The following is a 17946-nucleotide window of genomic DNA, read 5'->3' on the forward strand; positions in this document are numbered from 1 at the left end:
CTCGAAACGTTCCGATCCGGATTGGTTGTCAGTGGGCGCGGGCGCCGCGCACCGGCAGCGTGTTCATCGCCTTCACGGTTTCCTCGAACGACACGAGATTGGCGCCGGAGCCGAGGCCGGTGGCGACGATCGCGGCCGTGGCGGTCGCCAGCCTGGCGCAGTCCTCGAGATCCCAGTCGCGAACCAGGCCGGCGATGAAGCCACCGGTGTAGGAATCGCCGCAGCCCGAGGTGTCGCGCACGGTGATGTCGAACGCAGGCACGGTGAACTGCCGGCCGTCGCGGGTCATCACGAAGGAGCCGTGCTCGCCGAGCGAGATCGCGCAGGCGCCGGCGCCCTTGCCGATGAAGTAGCCCGCGCAGGTCGCCGGATCGTCGCTGCCGATCAGCGCGTGGGTTTCGTCGATGCTCGGCATGAAGAAGTCGGTGTAGGGCATCAGCGGCTCAAGCAGCGGCAGCGTTTCGCTGCGCGCCTGAATCAGATCGACCGTGGTGATGCAGCCGGCCGCCTTGGCGTCGCGCAATAGCGACACCGTCGGTTCGCCGTCCATCGCCAGCAGCGAGCCGACGCCGCCGAGATGCAGCACCTTGCTGCCGCAGGCGACCTTCTGGGCCTCGGGCGAGATCTTCCAGCGCGCCGAGGCGCCGCGCGCGTGCAGCACCGGCCGCGAGCCGTCGGGACGGATCGGCAGGATCGTCGCCGAAGTCGGCGCGCCTGCGATCTTCTCCATCACCGAGATGTCGATGCCCTCGTGCTGCATCGCGCCCAGCACCCAGTCGGCCTTCTCGTCGGTGCCGACCGCGCCGACCGCGAGCGCCTTCAGGCCGAGCCGGGCGCAGGGCACCACGGTGCCACCCGCCGTGCCGGCGACGGTGAGGCGGATTTCGTCGATCAGCGCCCGGCCGCCGCCGGCCGGGATTTCGGTGACCGGCACGCCGAGAATGTCGAGGATGTAGGTGCCGCAGACGCTGACGTCGTGGGGATGGGCCATGGAGCAAGCCTTGCGCAGGTTTGGTTGTTGTCAGTTGGAGGTCTTCGGAGCGCGGTCACTGTCGCGCAGGCCGTATTGGCCCCAGCGCTTCAGGATGCTGTCGACCTCGTCGTCGGACAGCAGCGGCGGCGTGCCGATCTGCAGGCAGCCGTGATACTGCTTGGCCAGCACTTCGACGGTGCCGGCGAGCCACAGCGCCCGGCGCAGGTTCGGGCCGATCGCGATCAGGCCGTGATGCGCCATCAGGCAGGCGCGGCGATAGCGCAGCGCTTCCAGCACGGTCTGCGACAGCTCGGCGGTGCCGTATTGCGCGTAAGGCGCGCAGGGAATGTCGTTGCCGCCGCCAGCCGCGATCATATAGTGGATCGCCGGAATCGCCCGGTTCATGATCGCGATGATGGTGCAGAAGATCGGATGCGCGTGCACCACGGCATGGGCTTCCGGCTTCTCGCGCAGAATGTCGAGATGGAAGCGCCACTCGGTCGAGGGCACCCGGCCCTCCGGCGCGGTCCACGAGCCGTCCCACTTCATCGCCACGATGTCTTCCGGCTGCATCAACTCGTAGGGCACGCCGGACGGCGTCACCAGGATGCCGTCCTCGGTGCGAACGCTGATGTTGCCGGAGGTGCCCTGGTTGATACCGAGGGCCGTCATCTCGCGGCAGGCGTCGATGATGGATTGCCGGGTCGCGACGTCTGCAGCGCCGGGAAGCGTCATGGGTGGGTTTCCTCAAAGGTTGGCCGCTGCGGCTCTTGCCGGCCGCTGCGCATCGTCGCGGAAGAACGAACGAAGCGCCTCAGCGCCCCATCGCATAGAACTCGTCGTTCGGCCGCATGCTGGTGACGTTGGCGAGGCGGTTGGACATGCCGAAGAACGCCGCGATCGCCGCGATGTCCCAGATGTCTTCCTCGCTGAAGTCGTGGCTCTTCAGCGTTTCGATGTCGGTGTCGCCGACTTCGTAGGCCTGGGCCGAGACCTTCATGGCGAAGTCGAGCATCGCACGCTGCCGCGGGGTGATATCGGCTTTCCGATAGTTCACCGCGATCTGGTCGGCGAGCAGCGGGTTCTTGGCGCGGATGCGCAGGATGGCGCCGTGCGCGATCACGCAATACTGGCACTGGTTGGCGTTGCTGGTGGCGACCACGATCATCTCGCGCTCGGCCTTGGTGATTGGACCCGGCTTGTCCATCAGCGCGTCGTGATAGGCAAAGAAGGCGCGGAATTCGTCGGGGCGATGCGCCAGCGTCAGAAACACGTTCGGCACGAAGCCGGACTTCTCCTGCACCGCCAGAATGCGGGTGCGGATGTCATCCGGCAGGCTGGCGATCTCCGGAACCGGGAAGCGACTGATAGCGGGCTTGGTCATGGCACTGTCTCTCTTTAGGCGGTCGCGAGGGCGACCAGCTTGTCCTGATATTCGTCGAAAGCGTCGCGTTGATCGGCGATGTGCGGCTCGGCGCGGACCAGGCACGTATGTGCCGAGCAGCCCTGGCCGAATTGCGATGTGCCGATGTCGAGCGTCAGCACGTTTGGATTGCCGGCGACTTCAAGGCCGTTCTCGTCGCGCGGGGTGAACCAGGCGCCGGTCGGCAGCACAAGTACGCCGGGGCGGACCGCCTCGGTGACGGTCGCCGTCGCCAGGCACGCGCCGCGCGTATTCCAGATCCGGATAGTCTGGCCGTCCGCGATGCCCCGCGAAGCCGCGTCGCGCGGGTTCAGCTTGGCCTGTTCGCGGCCGTTGCGCTTGGCCGCCACGCTGGCGACGCCGGTTTCGATCTGGCTGTGCAGCCGGCCGACCGGCTGGTGCGAGATCAGATGCAGTTCGGCCGCCTCGCTTCTGCCGAGCCATTCGGCCGGTCGAGCCACGCCGGATGCGGCAGGCAGTCGGCGTAGCCGAGCTCGGCGAGCGTGCGGCTGCCGAGCACGATCTTGCCGCTCTCGGTGGCGAGCGGATGAGCCGCAGGGTTGCTGCGAAACTCGGCCAGGAAGATGTGCTCGGCGCGCACCGGACAGCGGGCGTAGCCGCGCTCCCAGAAGGTGTCGAAGTCGGGCATCTCGAACCCGTGCCGTCCAACCGCGTCCTGCCGCACCTCTTCGTAGAGATGCCGCACCCAGCCGATTTCGTCGCGGCCTTCGTTGAAGCTGTCGGCGACGCCGAGCTTGCCGGCGATGCGATCGAAGATCTCGAAATCCGGCAGCGACTCGCTGACCGGCGCGATCGCCCGCTTCATCGCGATGACGAAATCGGAGCGGCGATTGCCGGCGATGTCGTTGCGTTCGATCGAGGTCGTCGCCGGCAGCACGATGTCGGCGCGCTGCGCGGTCGCGGTGAACATCGGATCCTGGACGATGATGGTCTCCGGCCGCGTCCACGCTTCGGCGAGCCGGTTGAGATCCTGATGGTGGTGATACGGATTGCCGCCGGCCCAATACACCAGCCGCGTATCCGGATAGGTCTGCGTCTTGCCTTCGTAGGTGAAGGTGCCGCCCGGATTGAGCAGCATGTCGCTGATCCGCGCCACCGGAATAAAGCTGTCGATCGGCCGCGTCAGTTGCGAGATCGCCGGCGACTTGCCGATGTTGAACGGCGAGCCGACGCCGCCGAGTGACCCGTAACCGAACCCGACGCCGCCGCCCGGCAGGCCGATCTGGCCGATGATCGAAGCGAGCCCGATCGCTGCCCAGAACGGCTGTTCGCCGTGATGGGCGCGCTGCAGGCTCCAGCTCGCGGTGAGCATGCTGCGGGTCTCGACCAGACGGCGCGCAAGCTTGCGGATGGCCTCGGCATCGAGACCGCAGATCTCCGCCGCCCAGGCCGCGTCCTTGCGGACGCCGTCGGCCGAGCCGTCGAGATAAGCCAAGAGCTGCTCGGCGCCGCTGGTGCAGCGATCGAGGAAGGCGCGGGCGTGGCGGCCCGCCAGCACGATCTCGCCGGCAAGCCCGAGCATCAGCGCCGCATCGGTGTTCGGACGGATCGGCCACCACTCGGCACCGACCCACTCCGGCATATCGTCCTTCAGCGGCGAGACGTGCACGATGCGGATGCCGCGATCGACGATCTTGCGCAAATACGACTCGACCCGATGCACGCCGATGCCGCCGGCTTCGGTCTGCGCCGTGCGCGGCGACAGCGCGCCGAACACCACCAGCGTCTCGGTATGGTCGGCGATGGTGTCGAGCGTGTTGGCGCGGCCGTCGCAGGCATCCGAGCTGCCGAGCGTATGGCGCAGGATCACCGGACCTGCGGCGATCGAATAGGTATCGACGTGACGGGTGAAGCCGCCGACCAGATTCAGCATTCGCTTGAGGAGCGACGAGGCGTGATGCAGCCGGCCCGAATTGGTCCAGCCATAGGAGCCGGCGAAGATCGAAGCGTTGCCGTAAGTCGTCGACACCCGGCGGATTTCATCCGCCACCAGCGTGGTCGCTTCGTCCCAACTGACTGGCACGAACTTCTCGGCACCGCGCTTGCGCCGGTCGCTGTGCTCGCGCTTGTCGAGCCAGCCGGCGCGCACCATCGGACGCAGCACCCGCCGCTTCGGATTGGCCCATTCCGGCACTGAATGGATGATCGGCGACGGCGCGGGATCGTGCGCGAACGGCTCGACCCCAACGATGCTCCCGTCCTGCACCAGCAGCGTATAGGCGCCCCAGTGACTGCAATGCGGGATTCGCTCGATCTCACTCACGCGCCGTCTCCGTAGGATTGTGGCCGATCGGCTCAGGACGCATGCGGCAGCGGCGGGGCGATCTCGCGCCGCATCTGGGCGGCGAAGTCCGGATAGGTTTCGGCGACCTCGTCGTAGACGCGCTCGCGCAGCAGCTTCAGGACCTGCGGATCCGGCAGCGCGGTCTGCGCCGGCGCATCGTCGTGACCGAACTTGAAGCCGGTCGCCTCCTTGATGGCGGCAAGATCATAGCCGGGATGAACGCTCTGCAGGTCGAAGCCGCGGCGGTCCTTGTCGAAGCGGAACAGCGCCTTGCTGGTGAGCAGCGCGATCGGACCGCCGGGACGATACACGCCTTCGTCGCTGAGGCCGGGCGCGCTGATGAAGTCGACCTTCTCGACCATCGCGCGCGGGGTGTGCTCCTCGCGGAACAGAATCACCCGCGGCACGACGTAGTACAGATAGGCCGATCCGAACGAGCCCGGCCAGCGCACCTGCGACTGCGGATACTCGCCGGCCCCAACCAGGTTGATGTTGCCTTGGCCGTCGATCTGGCCGCCGCCGAGGAAGAACGCATCGATGCGGCCCTGGCCGGCGCAGTCGAACAATTCGGCCGAGCCGTTGGTGAAGAAGTTGTGCTCGACCGAACCGAGGATCGAGATCCGCGGCCCGGTCTCGCCGGCCTGCTGCTTGAGCGCCCGCAGCAGCATCGCGCCCGAGGCCGGGATCGGCGAGGAGGCGCCGACCGCAACGTGGCGGACGCCGTCGAGCAGTTTGGCGATGGTGCAGATCAGGATCTCGCGCGGATGAATGTCGGTCATCAGGCGGGCTCCATCTGCGTCGTCGCCATGTAGTCGGCAAAACCTTCGGCGGTGCGCGCAGCCCGCGCGTAGCGAACCAGCTCCTGGGTATCGGCCGGATATTCGCCCCACAGCCCGTAGGGCCGGGCTCCCTTCGGTGCCAGCGCCACTTCAGTGACGTAGATCGCCGGCAGCACGCCGGCCGCGGTGATCTCGTTGGCAAGCAGGCTCTCGTCCACGATCCGCTCGACCGTCACTAGCGTGATCGCCGACGCATAGGCCATCGCGGCAAGCTCGCGGCGCCGTCCGATCCAGACATTGCCGAAGCGGTCCGCCATCGGGGCGTGGAAGATCGTGACGTCCGGCTTGATCGCGGGGATCAGCACCACCGGATCGCCGCCGTCCGCCAGCGGATTGTCGATCACGCGCCAGTCCTTGCGATGCCGCAGGATGTCGCTGCCGATCAGCCCGCGCATCGGCATGAACGGGCTGCCCTTCTGCGCCGCCATCAGGCCGGCGTGGATCGCCGGGCAGGTGGCGTCCATCAGCTTGATCGAGCCGTCCTTGACGGCTGCGTTGAAGCGCGGCGCGCCGCCGGCCTCGCCGAGCGTCACCGCGCTGGTCTCGACGGTGCGGACCAGGCCGGAGCCGATCAGCTGGTCGACCTGAAGGCCGCCGGTCGGCACGCAGATGAGATGCAGATTGCCGGTGTTGCGTTCGATGATCGGGCGGGTCATCGCCATCGAGACGCCGGCATAATCGACCGGCAGCCCCAGCCGGATTCCCGGCTCCACATACTTCGCCAGTCCGCGAAGATCGCTCGCCACGATCTACCTCCCGATTTGCTGTTCTATATTGTAGAACGTCTTTCCAAATAAAATTAGTCGCGCTGCCGAGCCTCTGTCAATGCCGATCGTGCCGCTCCGCAGCGCGCCGGCGCAACGCCGAAACGTCTTGGACAGCGCCACGGTGCCCCGGCGCCCGCTCCCCGACTTGACAACAGGCAGACAGCCGCCAAGAATAATTGGAATAGCGTTCCATAATATAGAACGACAAAGTCGGAACTGATCAGGGAGGAAACGATGGCCGAGCCAGTGGCTCTGCGCGCGGGAAATGTCGGCGCGCGAGGTGCAGCATCGCAGGCCGCGCAGACGCGGCAGGTGATCGGCTCCAGCATCGCGGTACGCGAGGCCGAAAAGCGCTACGGCGCGTTTCACGCGGTCGACCGCATCAATCTCGACATCGAGCCCGGCGAATTCGTCACCCTGCTCGGCCCCTCCGGCAGCGGCAAGACCACGCTGCTCAACCTGCTCGCCGGCTTCCAGACCCTCGACGGCGGCGAGATCCTGGTCGACGGCAAGCCGGTGCACAACGTGCCCACGCACAAGCGCGGCTTCGGCATGGTGTTTCAGAGCTACGCGCTGTTCCCCAACATGACGGTGACGCAGAACGTCGCGTTCCCGATGCGGATGGCCGGCGTCGATCGCGCCACCACCGCGCGGCGCGTCGCCGAGACGCTGGAAATCATGCGGCTGTCGGCGCACGCCGACAAGGCGCCGTCGGAAATGTCCGGCGGCCAGCAGCAGCGCGTCGCGATCGCCCGCGCCATCGTGATGCGGCCCAAGGTGGTGCTGATGGACGAGCCGCTCAGCGCGCTCGACCGCCGCCTGCGCGAGTCGATCCAGATCGAAATCCGCGACCTGCACCAGACCATCGGCAGCACCATCCTGTTCGTCACCCACGATCAGGGCGAAGCGCTGACCATGAGCGACCGCATCGCCGTGCTCGATGCCGGCAAGATCGTGCAGATCGGCCGGCCGCTCGACATCTATCGCCACCCCGTCAATCGCTTCGTGGCCTCGTTCGTCGGCGAGAGCAATCTGATCGAAGCCGAGATCATGCAGAAGCGCGGCACCACGGTGACGCTGAAGAACCGCTCCGGCTACGTGTTCGACGCCGAGAGCCGCGACGCCATCGACGTCGGCCGCGTCACCGTGCTGGTGCGACCCGAGCGGATCGCGATCGCCGACGAAGCCACCGCGAATTCGACGCCGGTGACGGTGACCTCGGCGATCTTCCTCGGCGAGACCCTGCGCATCGAAGCGCAGATGGAAAGCGGCGAGACGCTGCTGGTGCGCTGCCCCGACAGCGCCAAGCGGCCGCTGCCGAATATCGGCGATCGTCTGCACGTCAGCTGGGGCCCGGAAGACTGCTGGGTGCTGGCATGACGACGCTGTCGCTGACCGACGAGCCACGACGGCAACCAGCCTCTAGTCTGGCGATGAAGCTGAAGAACCCGGCGCTGTTGCTGCTGCCGGCGGTGGCGTTTCTCGGCTTCATCTATCTGCTGCCGTTGATCGACCTGATCCGCATCAGCATCAGCGGCCCGAGCTGGCTGACCTATTTCGAGCGCGTGTTCGCCGTGCCGCTGTACTGGGAATCGCTGGTCCGGACCATGCAGATCTCGGTCACGGTGGCGTTCCTGTGCCTGCTGTTCGGCTATCCGACCGCGCTACTGATTCATCGCAGCCGTGGTCTGACGCGTGCACTGATCGCCACCGCGATCGTGCTGCCCTACTTCATCGCGATCCTGATCCGCACCTACGCCTGGATGGTGCTGCTCGGCCGCACCGGACCGATCAACAAGCTGCTGGTGGCGATCGGCGTGCTGGGCGAGCCGGTGCAACTGCTGTTTCATCGCGGCACCGTGCTGCTCGGCATGACCGCGGTGCTACTGCCGCTGATGGTGCTGACGATCTATTCCAGCGTGTCGCGGCTCGATCCCGGCCTGACGCGCGCGGCGCTCGCCTCCGGCGCCGGCCCGATCGCGGTGTTCTGGCGGGTGCTGCTGCCGCTGACGCTGCCCGGCATCGGCGCCGGCTTCCTGCTGGTGTTCGTCGCCGCGATCGGCTTCTTCATCACCCCCACCCTGCTCGGCGGGCCGGGCGACCAGATGTTCGCCATGCACATCACCCAGCAGGCGGATTCGGTGACGTCCGAAGGCTTCCTACAGGCGCTCGGCGTGGTGCTGCTGCTGATCACCCTGGCGGTGGTGGCGATCGCCGGACGCTTCCTTGGCCTGGAATTCATCTGGGGCGGACGCAAGCTGACCGAGTCGACCGCCGCGGGCGCGACGCGGAAGGCCGCGAACGATCCGGCGCGCCGCACCATCGGCAGCAGCGTCGCGGACGCGATCGGTTGGCCGCTGCTGCGGCTGCTCGGCATGCTGCCGGCCAGTTTCGGCACCTGGACGGTGCGACTGATGGGCGGCCTCGTCGTCGCCGTGCTGATCCTCCCCATTGTCGTGGTGATGGTGATCTCGTTCAGCAGCGCCAGCTACCTGACGTTTCCACCTCCCGGATTCTCGCTGCGCTGGTACGAGCAGTTCTTCTCCGACACCAGCTGGATGCGGGCGTTCTGGACCTCGGCGATGATCGCCTCGGTCTCGGCCATCATCGCGGTCGGGCTCGGCACCTGCGCGGCGCTCGGCATCGTCCGCGGCGATGTCCGCGGCAAGTCCGCCATCATGCTGCTGCTGGTCAGCCCGATCATCGTGCCGCCGGTGGTGCTCGGCCTGTCGCTGTACACGCTGTTCTTGAAATTCGATCTGATCGGCTCGGTGTTCGGCCTCGCCGCCGCCCACGCGATCGGCGGCCTGCCGATCGTGGTGGTGATCCTGGCGGCGGCGCTGCAGGGCGTCGACAAGCGGCTCGAACAGGCCGCCGCGGTGCACGGCGCCTCATCGCTCACCGTGCTGCGGCTGGTGACCCTGCCGGCGATCGCGCCGGGCCTCGCAGCAGCCACGTTCTTCGCCTTCCTGCATTCGTTCGACGAACTGGTGCTCACCTTGTTCCTGTCGAGCGCGCAGCTCAAGACGCTGCCGCTGATGCTGTGGGGCGACATCAACTACCGGCTCAATCCGGTGCTGGCGGTGGTCTCGACGCTGGAAGTTCTGCTGGTCGTGGGAGGGCTGTTCCTCGCCCGGCCGGTGCTTGCAACCTCGCAAAAAGCGAGCTGACGACAAATCAAACCACGAGGGAAACGCAGGATGTTGGGATTGAAACGATTCGCGCTGCCGGCCTTGGCTTCGGCGGCCTTGATCGCCCTGGGGGCGGCGACCGCCGCGGCCCAGAGCAACGTCGTCATCATGCAGGATCCAGGCGGCGGCTACGGCGATGCGCTGCGCAAGGTGATGTACGACCCGTTCGAAAAGGAAACCGGCATCAAGGTCGTCACCGTGCAGGAGGCCCGCAGCGGCCCGCGCATCAAGGCCCAGGCCGAAGCCGGCAAGGCGCAGTGGGACCTGACCTTCATCTTCGACCAGGAGACCAAGCTGCTCGGCGATTGCTGCCTGGCCGACATCGACTACTCGAAGCTTTCGGAATCCGCCCACAAGACGCTGGCTGCGATGCCGGACAATCTGAAGCGCAAGAAGGGCGTCGCGCTGCAGGTGATCGGCGTCGGCCTCGTCTACAATAAGGACAAGTTCAAGGGCGACAAGGCTCCGCAGACCTGGGCCGACTTCTGGGACGTGAAGAAATTCCCCGGCCGCCGCTGCATGCCGGCGTGGCCGCGCTTCACCTTCGAGGCCGCGCTGATGGCTGACGGCGTCAGCAAGGACAAGCTATATCCGATCGACATGGACCGGGCGCTGAAGAAGCTGAAGGAGATCAAGCCGCACGTCGTCAAGTGGTGGACCACCGCCGCGCAGCCGCCGCAGCTGCTTCTCGACGGTGAAGCCGATATGTGCCTGGCCTACACCGGCTCGATGAGCAAGCTCGCGCTGGAAGGCGCGCCGATCGACCTCACCTTCAATCAGGGCTTCGTTTATTACGACTTTTTCTCGATTCCCAAGGGCGCGCCGAACTACGACAATGCGCTGAAGCTGCTGTCGTGGCGGCTCGATCCGAAGCGCGCCGCGCAACTGACCTCGACCTTCCCGGTGGCGCTGCCGTCGAAGGTCGTGTTCGATGCGGCGACCGACAAGAACATCGCGCGATATTGGGCCAACAACCCCGACAACGTCGCCAAGGCCATCGAATGGAGCCCGGACTTCTGGGGTGCGAAGTCGCCGGCGGGGAATTCCACCAATGAAGAATACGGACAAGAAAAACTGAACGCGATGCTGGCCGAATAAGGCGACTCGCAGCAAACTCCGACCGGCAGTCACGGCTGCCGGTCGTTATTTCCAGCACAGAGATATTGCGCCGGCCGCCTGAATGGACAAAGCTTTCATCAAGGGACTTCGACTGCTCGAGACCCTTGCGCTCAGCGATCAGCCGCGCGGCGTCACTGACCTCGCCAACCAGCTCAACTTCACCAAGAGCAACGTGCACCGGCTGCTGGCGACGCTGCAGTCGCAGGGCTACGTCCGCCAAATTCCGCCGCACAGCACCTATGAGCTGACCACCAAACTGTGGGAACTCGGTCATCACGTCATCCAGCGCATGGACCTGGTCCGGATCGCGCGGCCGGCAATGACCCGGCTGGCCGAGATCACCGGCGAGACCGTGCATCTTTCGGTGCTCGACGGCACCGAAATCCTCTATGTCGACAAGATCGAGAGCGCCCATCACATCCGGGCCCACACTAGCGTCGGGATGCGGGCGCCGGCCTTCACGGTCGCAACCGGCAAGGCGATGCTGGCGCAGATGCCGGATGATTATCTCGAGATCCTGCGCCCGCACCTGAAGCGCTATACGGATTCGACCCGCACCACGATCGAGGAACTGCGCGAGGACATCCGCACCATCCGGGCGCAGGGCTATGCGTCGGTGCTGCACGGCGAGTGGCGCGAAGGCATCGCCGCCTGCGCCTGCGCCATCATCGGCCGCTCCGGCGAACTGATCGGCGCGATCGGCATGTCCGGCCCGGATATCCGCGTCAAGCGCAAGCAGATCAAGGAATACTCGGTCCACGTCGTCGAAGCCGCCCGCAGCATCGGCGTCGCGCTCGGTAATGGCGCTGCGAAGTAGCCGCTTCTTAGGTCTAATACGACTTCGCCAGGCCGAGCACCTTTTCGGCGATGAAGCTGAGCGCCAGCTGCGGGCTGACCGGCGCGATCCGCGGGATCATTACTTCACGCAAATAGCGCTCGACATGATATTCCTTGGCGTAGCCGAAGCCGCCATGGGTCATCACCGCCTGCTCGCACGCCGAAAAGCCGGCTTCGCCGGCCAGATACTTCGCCGCGTTGGCGGCGGCGCCGCACGCCATGCCCTGGTCGTATTGCCACGCCGCCGACATCACCATCAGCCACGCCGCTTCCAGTTCGACCCAGTTCTTGGCGAGCGGATGTTGGATTCCCTGGTTCTGGCCAATCGGGCGGTTGAACACGATCCGGCTCTTGGCGTAGTCGGCGGCGCGCGACAGCGCCAGCTTGCCGAGCCCGACCGCTTCGGCGGCGATCAGGATGCGCTCGGGGTTCATGCCTTCGAGGATGTAATGGAAGCCCTTGCCTTCCTCGCCGATCCGGTCCTCGACCGGGATCTCGAAATCCTCGAAGAACAATTCGTTGGAGTCGACGATCTTGCGGCCCATCTTCTCGATCTCATGCACCTTGATCTTGGTGCGATCGAGATCCGCATAGAACAGGCTGAGGCCGTGGGTCGGTGACTTCACCTCCTCCAGCGGCGTGGTGCGCGCGAGCAGCAGGATCTTGTTCGCGACCTGCGCGGTCGAGATCCACACCTTCTGGCCGTTGACGACGTAGCGGTCGCCCTTCCGCACCGCGCGGGTCTTGAGCTGGGTGGTGTTGAGGCCGGTGTTCGGCTCGGTCACGGCGAAACACGCCTTGTCTCGGCCCTCGACCATCGGCGGCAGCATCCGCCGGCGCTGTTCCTCGGTGCCGAACACCACCACCGGATTGAGACCGAACACGTTGATATGCACCGCCGAGGCGCCCGACATGCCGGCGCCGGATTCCGAGATCGTGCGCATCATGATCGTCGCCTCGGTGATGCCGAGGCCGGAGCCGCCATAGGCCTCCGGCACGCAGATGCCGAGCCAGCCGGCGTCGGCCAGCGCCTTGTGGAAGTCGTACGGGAAGCCGCCCTCGCGATCCTTCTTCAGCCAATAGGCGTCGTCGAAGCCGGCGCAGATCTTGGCGATCGCATCTTGAATGGCTTCCTGCTGATCGGTGAGTGCGAAGTCCATGGGCTGGCTCTTGTTGGCTGGCTGTTGGTGCGTTCCCCGCGCGCTCATGCGAGTGAGCGCGCGGGCCGCACAATGCCATCTAGGCTCACGAGCGCAAGCGCAATCCAGCCCCCTGCCGCAGCGCGTATTCCGAGCCGCGGCAAATGCAGAGTGAAAGCTCAGCGATCGAACACGGTGTTGCGCTGAGCGTTGACCAGAATGAAAGTGGTCCGCTTCGGAATCTCCTTCAGATTCTCGGCGCCGATATAGGTCATCGCCGAGCGCAGGCCGCCGGCGATCTTCTCGACCGTGGCGCGCACGTCGCCGCGATACGGCACCTCGACGATCTTGCCTTCAGCCGCGCGATAGTCTGCGACGCCGCCATGATACTTGTTCATCGCGGTCTCCGACGACATGCCGTAGAATACCATGCTGGTCGGCGTCGTCTGCCCGTCCTGCCCGGCGTACTTCAATTCGCCGCCGCATTCGTCGTGGCCGGCCAGCATCCCGCCGAGCATGACGAAATCGGCGCCGCCGCCATAGGCCTTGGCGAGATCGCCCGGCACGACGCAGCCGCCATCCGAGCAGACGTGCCCTTTCAACCCGTGCGCGGCATCGGCGCATTCGATCACGGCGGAAAGCTGCGGATAGCCGACGCCGGTGAGATCGCGCGTGGTACACACCGAACCAGAGCCGATACCGACGCGGACGATGTCGGCGCCGGCGATCACCAGCGCCTCGGTCATCTCGGCGGTGACCACCGTGCCGGCCATGATGATCGCGTCCGGATTCTCCTCGCGCAGCTTGGCCACCGCGCGCACGAACGCCTCGGTGTAGCCGTTGGCGACGTCGATGTTCAGCATCGGCACCTTGACCTTGGCCTTCACCGCAGCGAGCCGGTCCCAATCGGCCGAGCCGGTGCCGACGGTGACGAACACGTTGGGGTCCTCGTCGCTTGTGAGATACTCGGCCAGCCGGTCCGGATGATGGAACTTGTGCAGGGCGACCAGCGCACCGAACGGCTTGAAAGCCTTCGCCATCTCCAGCGTGCCGATGGTGTCCATGTTCGACGCAATCAGCGGAAATCCGGTCCAGGCGCGGCTGGAATGGCGGAAGCGGAAGCTGCGGGTGATGTTGGCCTCGAACCGCGACGACAGCACCGAGCGCTTGGGCCGGATCAGCACGTCGCGAAAGTCGAGCTTCGGGTTCAAATCGATGTGCACGCACGCCACTCCCGGTTTCATCGGCCGAACGTCGACCTTAAAAAGGAATCATTGCGCATTGGTTGGCGCACGGGAAGGGAGAACGGGATGCAAGTGGCAGTGATGGGGGCCGGCGCGGTCGGGTGCTATTTCGGCGGATTGCTGTCGCTGGCTGGCCACGACGTGACGCTGATCGGGCGACAGAACCATGTCGATGCGATCGCGGCGAACGGCCTGCTGCTCGATACCAAGGACGGCATCCAGCCCATCCCGGTGCGCGCCGTCACCGAACCCAGCATCATCGCCCCGCCCGATTTGGTGCTGTTCTGCGTCAAATCGGCCGACACCGAGAGCGCGGGCCAGGCGCTGCAGCCGCGGCTGAAGCCGGACAGCGTGATCCTCAGCCTGCAGAACGGCGTCGACAACGCCGCCCGGCTGCAAGCCGCAATCGACCATCCGGTGATCGCTTCGGTGGTGTATGTCGGCACCGAGATGGCGGGGCCGGGCCATGTTCGCCATCACGGCCGCGGAGAGCTGCTGATCGGCGCCTCGGCGCAGAGCGACGCGATCGCGTCGGCGCTGATCGCCGCCAAGATCCCCACAACGATTGCGGTCGATATCGATCAGGCACTGTGGTCGAAGCTGATGCTGAACTGCGCCTATAACGCGCTGTCGGCGGTCGCCGATCTGCCCTACGGCGCGCTGCTGGCCGTGGACGGCACCGAGCAGGTCGTCCGCAACGTGATCGACGAATGTGTCGCGGTGGCGCGTGCTTGCGGCGTCGGCATTCCGGACGACGCGATGGCCAAGACGCTGGCGCTCCCGGGGGCGATGCCGAGCCAGAAGTCGTCGACCGCACAAGATCTGGCGCGCGGCAAGCCGAGCGAGATCGACTTCCTCAACGGCACCGTCGCGCGGCTCGGCGCCGCGCATGGCGTGCCGACCCCGACCAATCTGGCGCTGACCGTGATGGTCAAGCTGATCGAGAGCCGCCGCGGGGGCGGCGCCTCGGGAGTTAAGGCGACAGCTTGATCCGGCAGTTGTAGGCCTTGCGGAAGCCGGCGGCGCGAGCGTCGTCTTCCGAGCAGAACCACCGGTTCGGCTTGGTCAGGCTGGCGTAGCTCGGGCAGCCACGGAGCTGATACACGCCGACATTGCCGGTGATGCGGGCGCGGCGCGCCAGCTTGCCCTTGATGCTGCATCCCGGCAGCATCGCCGGTGTGTCGGGGAACATCACCTCGACCAGTTCGGCGTGCTTGTCGTCGCGGCAGGCGGCGCCGCGCAGCGGAGCGTCCTTATTCCAGCGCCGGAAATCGGTCGGCGCGACGAAGCAGCCGCGCCACAGTCCCTTGCGTTCGTCCTTGGCCCTGGTCTCATCGCCGGCGAAACGATCCTTGCCGCCCGCGCCGGCGTTGAGCGCGAAGCCGTCCTGGACGACGCGACGGCTGAGGCTCTCGGTCTCGCCGGCGACCGTGCAGGTGCCGAGCCGTCGTCCCTTGAAAACCGGATCGGGGCCGAGATCGCGGCAGGTGACGCTACGGCCGCCGATCAGCTTGACCAGCGCGTCGCGAGCCTCGAGGCCGCAGGCCGATGGATCGGCGAACTGGCTGATACAGCGCTGATCCAGTTCGGGCGCATCGACGCCCTCCAGCCGAAAGGTCTTGTCGCCGAGCTGCAGCGTGTCGCCGTCCTTCACCACCGCCTCCGCGGCCAAGGCGGGTGTCGCCAGCATCAGACCCAAAGCCATCACGATCAGTCGACGCATTCCCACCCCTCTCATCACCTCTGCGGCTCCGGCCGGAGACAGTCATACCAGCCGTGCGCCGAAATGATAGTCGCACGTCGCCAGAACGCTTTGATCGCGAACCCTCGCTTGCTAGAACGCCGCCATGTCCGATCAAGCCATCCCAGATCCGGCGCTGTCGTTCGACGACAAGGCGCGGATGATTCAGAACCGCCGCTCGATCCACGGCGCCATCCTCGGTTTGCAGCTTGACCGCTACGCGCCCGCGGAGGCTTGGAGCAGCCTGCCCTATCACCCGGTGTTCGTCGGCGATGTTTCCACCGGTGTGATCCATGGCGGCGTCGTTACCGCGTTGCTCGACGAGAGCTGCGGCATGGCGGTGCAGCTCGCGCTGCCCGGCACCACCGCGATCGCCACGCTCGATCTGCGGATCGATTATTTGCGGCCGGCGGCGCCCGGACAGATGATGCGCGCGCACGCACATTGCTACCATCTCACCCGCTCGATCGCCTTCGTTCGCGCTACCGCCTATCAGGACGCCGAAGACGTTCCGATCGCCTCCGCCACCGCGATGTTCATGCTCGGCGCCAATCGGAGCGACATGCTGCGGCAGACGCCCAAAGTGACGATGGACTCGCCGCCGGCTCTGGTGGCGCCCGACGATCCGGACGGCGGGCCGCTGGCGATCAGCCCCTATCCGCGCTTTCTCGGCATCCGCGTCGACGACGAGGCGCAGGCGATGATGCCATATGATCCGAAGCTGGTCGGTAACCCGATCCTGCCGGCACTGCACGGCGGCGTCATAGGCGCGTTTCTCGAGACCGCCGCGATCGTCAGCGTGCGCCGCGAAATCGGACTTTCCGCCGCGCCGAAGCCGATCGGGCTGACGGTGAACTACCTCCGCTCCGGCCGCCCGCTCGACACTTTCGCCAAGGTCTCGATCGTCAAGCAGGGCCGCCGCGTCGTGGCGTTCGAAGCCCAAGCCTATCAGCGCGATCCGGCCGAACCGATCGCATCGTGCTATGGTCATTTCAAGCTGCGCTCCGGCGCGGCGGAGTAAGCCGCCGCCATTGCTGGTCGAATTCGCCGCTGTCGTTGAGCGATTAAGTGGCGATTCGCCACAATCCGGCCGGCGGAACCGGCTTCACGCTGGATTCAGCATTGAGAGAATAGGTATCTCGCTGTCGCAGCGGGCGCCGGCCGCTTGATGCGGCACACTGCTGCGAGATCGACACCTCTGATGACTGCGACCAGCAAGATCGCGAACGCCGTCTACATCGAATTCGTTCGATTGCTGTACACCGCGCGCTGGCCCATCGTCGTGGTCGGCTTCGCGATGCTGACCACCGGCCTTGCGGTCGCCTGGCAGACCCGCGACGTGGTGATGGCGGTGATCGGCCTCACCGGCATGGCGGTGACACTCGGACGGCTCGCACTCTGCTTCGCCTTCGACCACGCGGTTGCAGAGCGCCCACTCGATGTCGCGATGGCCAAATTGTGGGAGCGCCGGCTCGCCGTCGGCGTGATCTCCACCGGCGTCTGCGTCGGTGCGTTCGCGGTCCGATGCTTCCTGCTACCCAACCTCGACGCGCATATGATCGCGGGTGGACTCGTGTTCGGCTATTGCGCAGGCACCACCACGCGGTTCTCGATCAGGCCGTGGATCGTGCAGGTTTCGCTGGTGGTCTCGGTGACACCGGCGGTCGCGGCATCTTTATGGAATTTCGATCTGCTGCACACGGCTCAGGCGGTGCTGTTCGTGATCTTCGCCTTGGGCGGCCTCGAACTGATCGACTACATCCACGCCACCACCGCTGAGCAATTGACACTGCGCGCCGAAGCGACGCGGCTTGCGCGAGCCGACGCGCTGACCAACCTGCCGAACCGCCGGCATCTGGTCGAACATTTCAACGAGCTCGCCAAGCGGCTGGCCCGCCACGGCGAGGGCTTCGCGGTGATCAGCCTCGATCTCGACTTCTTCAAGGAGGCCAACGACCGGTTCGGCCATGCCGCAGGCGACGAGATTTTGCGGATCGTTGCCGGACGCATGACCGAACTACTCGACGACGAGGACCTCGCGGCCCGAATCGGCGGCGACGAGTTCGTCGTGGTGCAGGCCAACGTGTCGGATCAGGCGGAAGCCGACGACCTTGGGCGCCGCATCGTCGCAGCGCTGTCGGAGCCCTATGCGATCGCCGGCGAAACGGTGATGCTCGGCGCCAGCTTCGGCCGCGCGGTGGCGCCGACCGACGGAGTCACGCTCAACGATCTGCTGCAAAGGGCGGACGCTGCACTGTACGAGGCGAAGCGCAACCGGCCCGCACGTCCGCGCAACCAGGCCAGGAGCGACGACGTCCCGCTGGTGCCGTGCATGACGGAGACGGCCGACCACAGTGTCGCCTGACCG

Annotated in this window: 17 protein-coding genes; 7 read left to right on the forward strand and 10 right to left on the reverse strand. The window is 66.2% G+C overall.

Annotated features, from left to right (window positions below):
* Nucleotides 1-28: 28 nt before the first annotated feature.
* The 7 genes from DNX69_RS13265 to DNX69_RS13290 all read right to left on the reverse strand — a co-directional run bounded on the left by DNX69_RS13265 (nucleotide 29) and on the right by DNX69_RS13290 (nucleotide 6286).
* Entirely contained in the window at nucleotides 29-991 is a 963-nt protein-coding gene (locus DNX69_RS13265; protein ID WP_110786454.1) for a sugar kinase, read from the reverse strand.
* 30 nt (nucleotides 992-1021) lie between these two features.
* A complete protein-coding gene (locus DNX69_RS13270) occupies nucleotides 1022-1708 on the reverse strand; it encodes an L-fuculose-phosphate aldolase (RefSeq protein ID WP_110786455.1) in 687 nt (228 codons plus the stop codon).
* Nucleotides 1709-1787: 79 nt separating this feature from the next.
* A complete protein-coding gene (locus DNX69_RS13275) occupies nucleotides 1788-2357 on the reverse strand; it encodes a peroxidase-related enzyme (protein WP_110786456.1) in 570 nt (189 codons plus the stop codon).
* Nucleotides 2358-2371: 14 nt separating this feature from the next.
* A complete protein-coding gene (locus DNX69_RS26670) occupies nucleotides 2372-2857 on the reverse strand; it encodes a molybdopterin dinucleotide binding domain-containing protein (protein WP_234826966.1) in 486 nt (161 codons plus the stop codon).
* The gene (locus DNX69_RS13280; RefSeq protein ID WP_234826967.1) at nucleotides 2803-4680 is read right to left on the reverse strand and encodes a molybdopterin-dependent oxidoreductase; all 1878 of its coding nucleotides are present in this window, start codon (nucleotides 4678-4680) and stop codon (nucleotides 2803-2805) included. Before DNX69_RS13280 ends, DNX69_RS26670 begins: the two co-directional genes overlap by 55 nt.
* A 32-nt stretch (nucleotides 4681-4712) precedes the next feature.
* The gene (locus DNX69_RS13285) at nucleotides 4713-5480 is read right to left on the reverse strand and encodes a CoA transferase (RefSeq protein WP_110786457.1); all 768 of its coding nucleotides are present in this window, start codon (nucleotides 5478-5480) and stop codon (nucleotides 4713-4715) included.
* The gene (locus tag DNX69_RS13290) at nucleotides 5480-6286 is read right to left on the reverse strand and encodes a CoA transferase subunit A (protein ID WP_110786458.1); all 807 of its coding nucleotides are present in this window, start codon (nucleotides 6284-6286) and stop codon (nucleotides 5480-5482) included. Before DNX69_RS13290 ends, DNX69_RS13285 begins: the two co-directional genes overlap by 1 nt.
* A 255-nt stretch (nucleotides 6287-6541) precedes the next feature.
* Between DNX69_RS13290 and DNX69_RS13295 the strand changes: the two genes are divergently transcribed.
* The 4 genes from DNX69_RS13295 to DNX69_RS13310 all read left to right on the forward strand — a co-directional run bounded on the left by DNX69_RS13295 (nucleotide 6542) and on the right by DNX69_RS13310 (nucleotide 11434).
* The gene (locus tag DNX69_RS13295; protein WP_110786459.1) at nucleotides 6542-7687 is read left to right on the forward strand and encodes an ABC transporter ATP-binding protein; all 1146 of its coding nucleotides are present in this window, start codon (nucleotides 6542-6544) and stop codon (nucleotides 7685-7687) included.
* Complete coding sequence (locus tag DNX69_RS13300) at nucleotides 7684-9477, forward strand: ABC transporter permease subunit (protein WP_110786460.1); 1794 nt, start codon at nucleotides 7684-7686, stop codon at nucleotides 9475-9477. The genes DNX69_RS13295 and DNX69_RS13300 overlap by 4 nt, the downstream gene beginning before the upstream one ends.
* Nucleotides 9478-9507: 30 nt before the next feature.
* Nucleotides 9508-10596 carry an extracellular solute-binding protein gene (locus DNX69_RS13305; protein ID WP_110786461.1) on the forward strand — a complete coding sequence of 363 codons (1089 nt, stop codon included), beginning with the start codon at nucleotides 9508-9510 and terminating at the stop codon, nucleotides 10594-10596.
* 82 nt (nucleotides 10597-10678) lie between these two features.
* A complete protein-coding gene (locus tag DNX69_RS13310) occupies nucleotides 10679-11434 on the forward strand; it encodes an IclR family transcriptional regulator (protein ID WP_110786462.1) in 756 nt (251 codons plus the stop codon).
* A 13-nt stretch (nucleotides 11435-11447) separates the two neighbouring features.
* Here the strand turns inward: DNX69_RS13310 and DNX69_RS13315 are convergent, their stop codons facing one another.
* The gene (locus DNX69_RS13315; RefSeq protein ID WP_110786463.1) at nucleotides 11448-12614 is read right to left on the reverse strand and encodes an acyl-CoA dehydrogenase family protein; all 1167 of its coding nucleotides are present in this window, start codon (nucleotides 12612-12614) and stop codon (nucleotides 11448-11450) included.
* 158 nt (nucleotides 12615-12772) lie between these two features.
* Nucleotides 12773-13816: a GMP reductase gene (locus tag DNX69_RS13320; RefSeq protein WP_110786464.1), complete on the reverse strand. Its 1044-nt coding sequence runs from the start codon at nucleotides 13814-13816 to the stop codon at nucleotides 12773-12775.
* Between the two features lie 87 nt (nucleotides 13817-13903).
* Here DNX69_RS13320 and DNX69_RS13325 point away from each other — a divergent pair, with 87 nt between their 5' ends.
* Nucleotides 13904-14827, forward strand: coding sequence for a ketopantoate reductase family protein (locus tag DNX69_RS13325; protein WP_110786465.1), 924 nt, complete (start codon nucleotides 13904-13906; stop codon nucleotides 14825-14827).
* Here DNX69_RS13325 and DNX69_RS13330 read toward each other — a convergent pair.
* On the reverse strand, nucleotides 14811-15560 hold the full coding sequence (locus DNX69_RS13330; protein ID WP_110786466.1) for a thermonuclease family protein: 750 nt from the start codon (nucleotides 15558-15560) through the stop codon (nucleotides 14811-14813). The two genes, DNX69_RS13325 and DNX69_RS13330, sit on opposite strands and share 17 nt — an antisense overlap.
* Nucleotides 15561-15684: 124 nt before the next feature.
* Here DNX69_RS13330 and DNX69_RS13335 point away from each other — a divergent pair, with 124 nt between their 5' ends.
* Both DNX69_RS13335 and DNX69_RS13340 read left to right on the forward strand, forming a co-directional pair.
* Nucleotides 15685-16599: a PaaI family thioesterase gene (locus DNX69_RS13335; RefSeq protein ID WP_110786467.1), complete on the forward strand. Its 915-nt coding sequence runs from the start codon at nucleotides 15685-15687 to the stop codon at nucleotides 16597-16599.
* A gap of 180 nt (nucleotides 16600-16779) precedes the next feature.
* A complete protein-coding gene (locus DNX69_RS13340; protein ID WP_110786468.1) occupies nucleotides 16780-17943 on the forward strand; it encodes a GGDEF domain-containing protein in 1164 nt (387 codons plus the stop codon).
* The last annotated feature ends 3 nt before the right edge of the window (nucleotides 17944-17946 follow it).

Source organism: Rhodopseudomonas palustris (genome assembly GCF_003226555.1).
Taxonomy (GTDB): Bacteria; Pseudomonadota; Alphaproteobacteria; order Rhizobiales; family Xanthobacteraceae; genus Rhodopseudomonas; species Rhodopseudomonas palustris_I.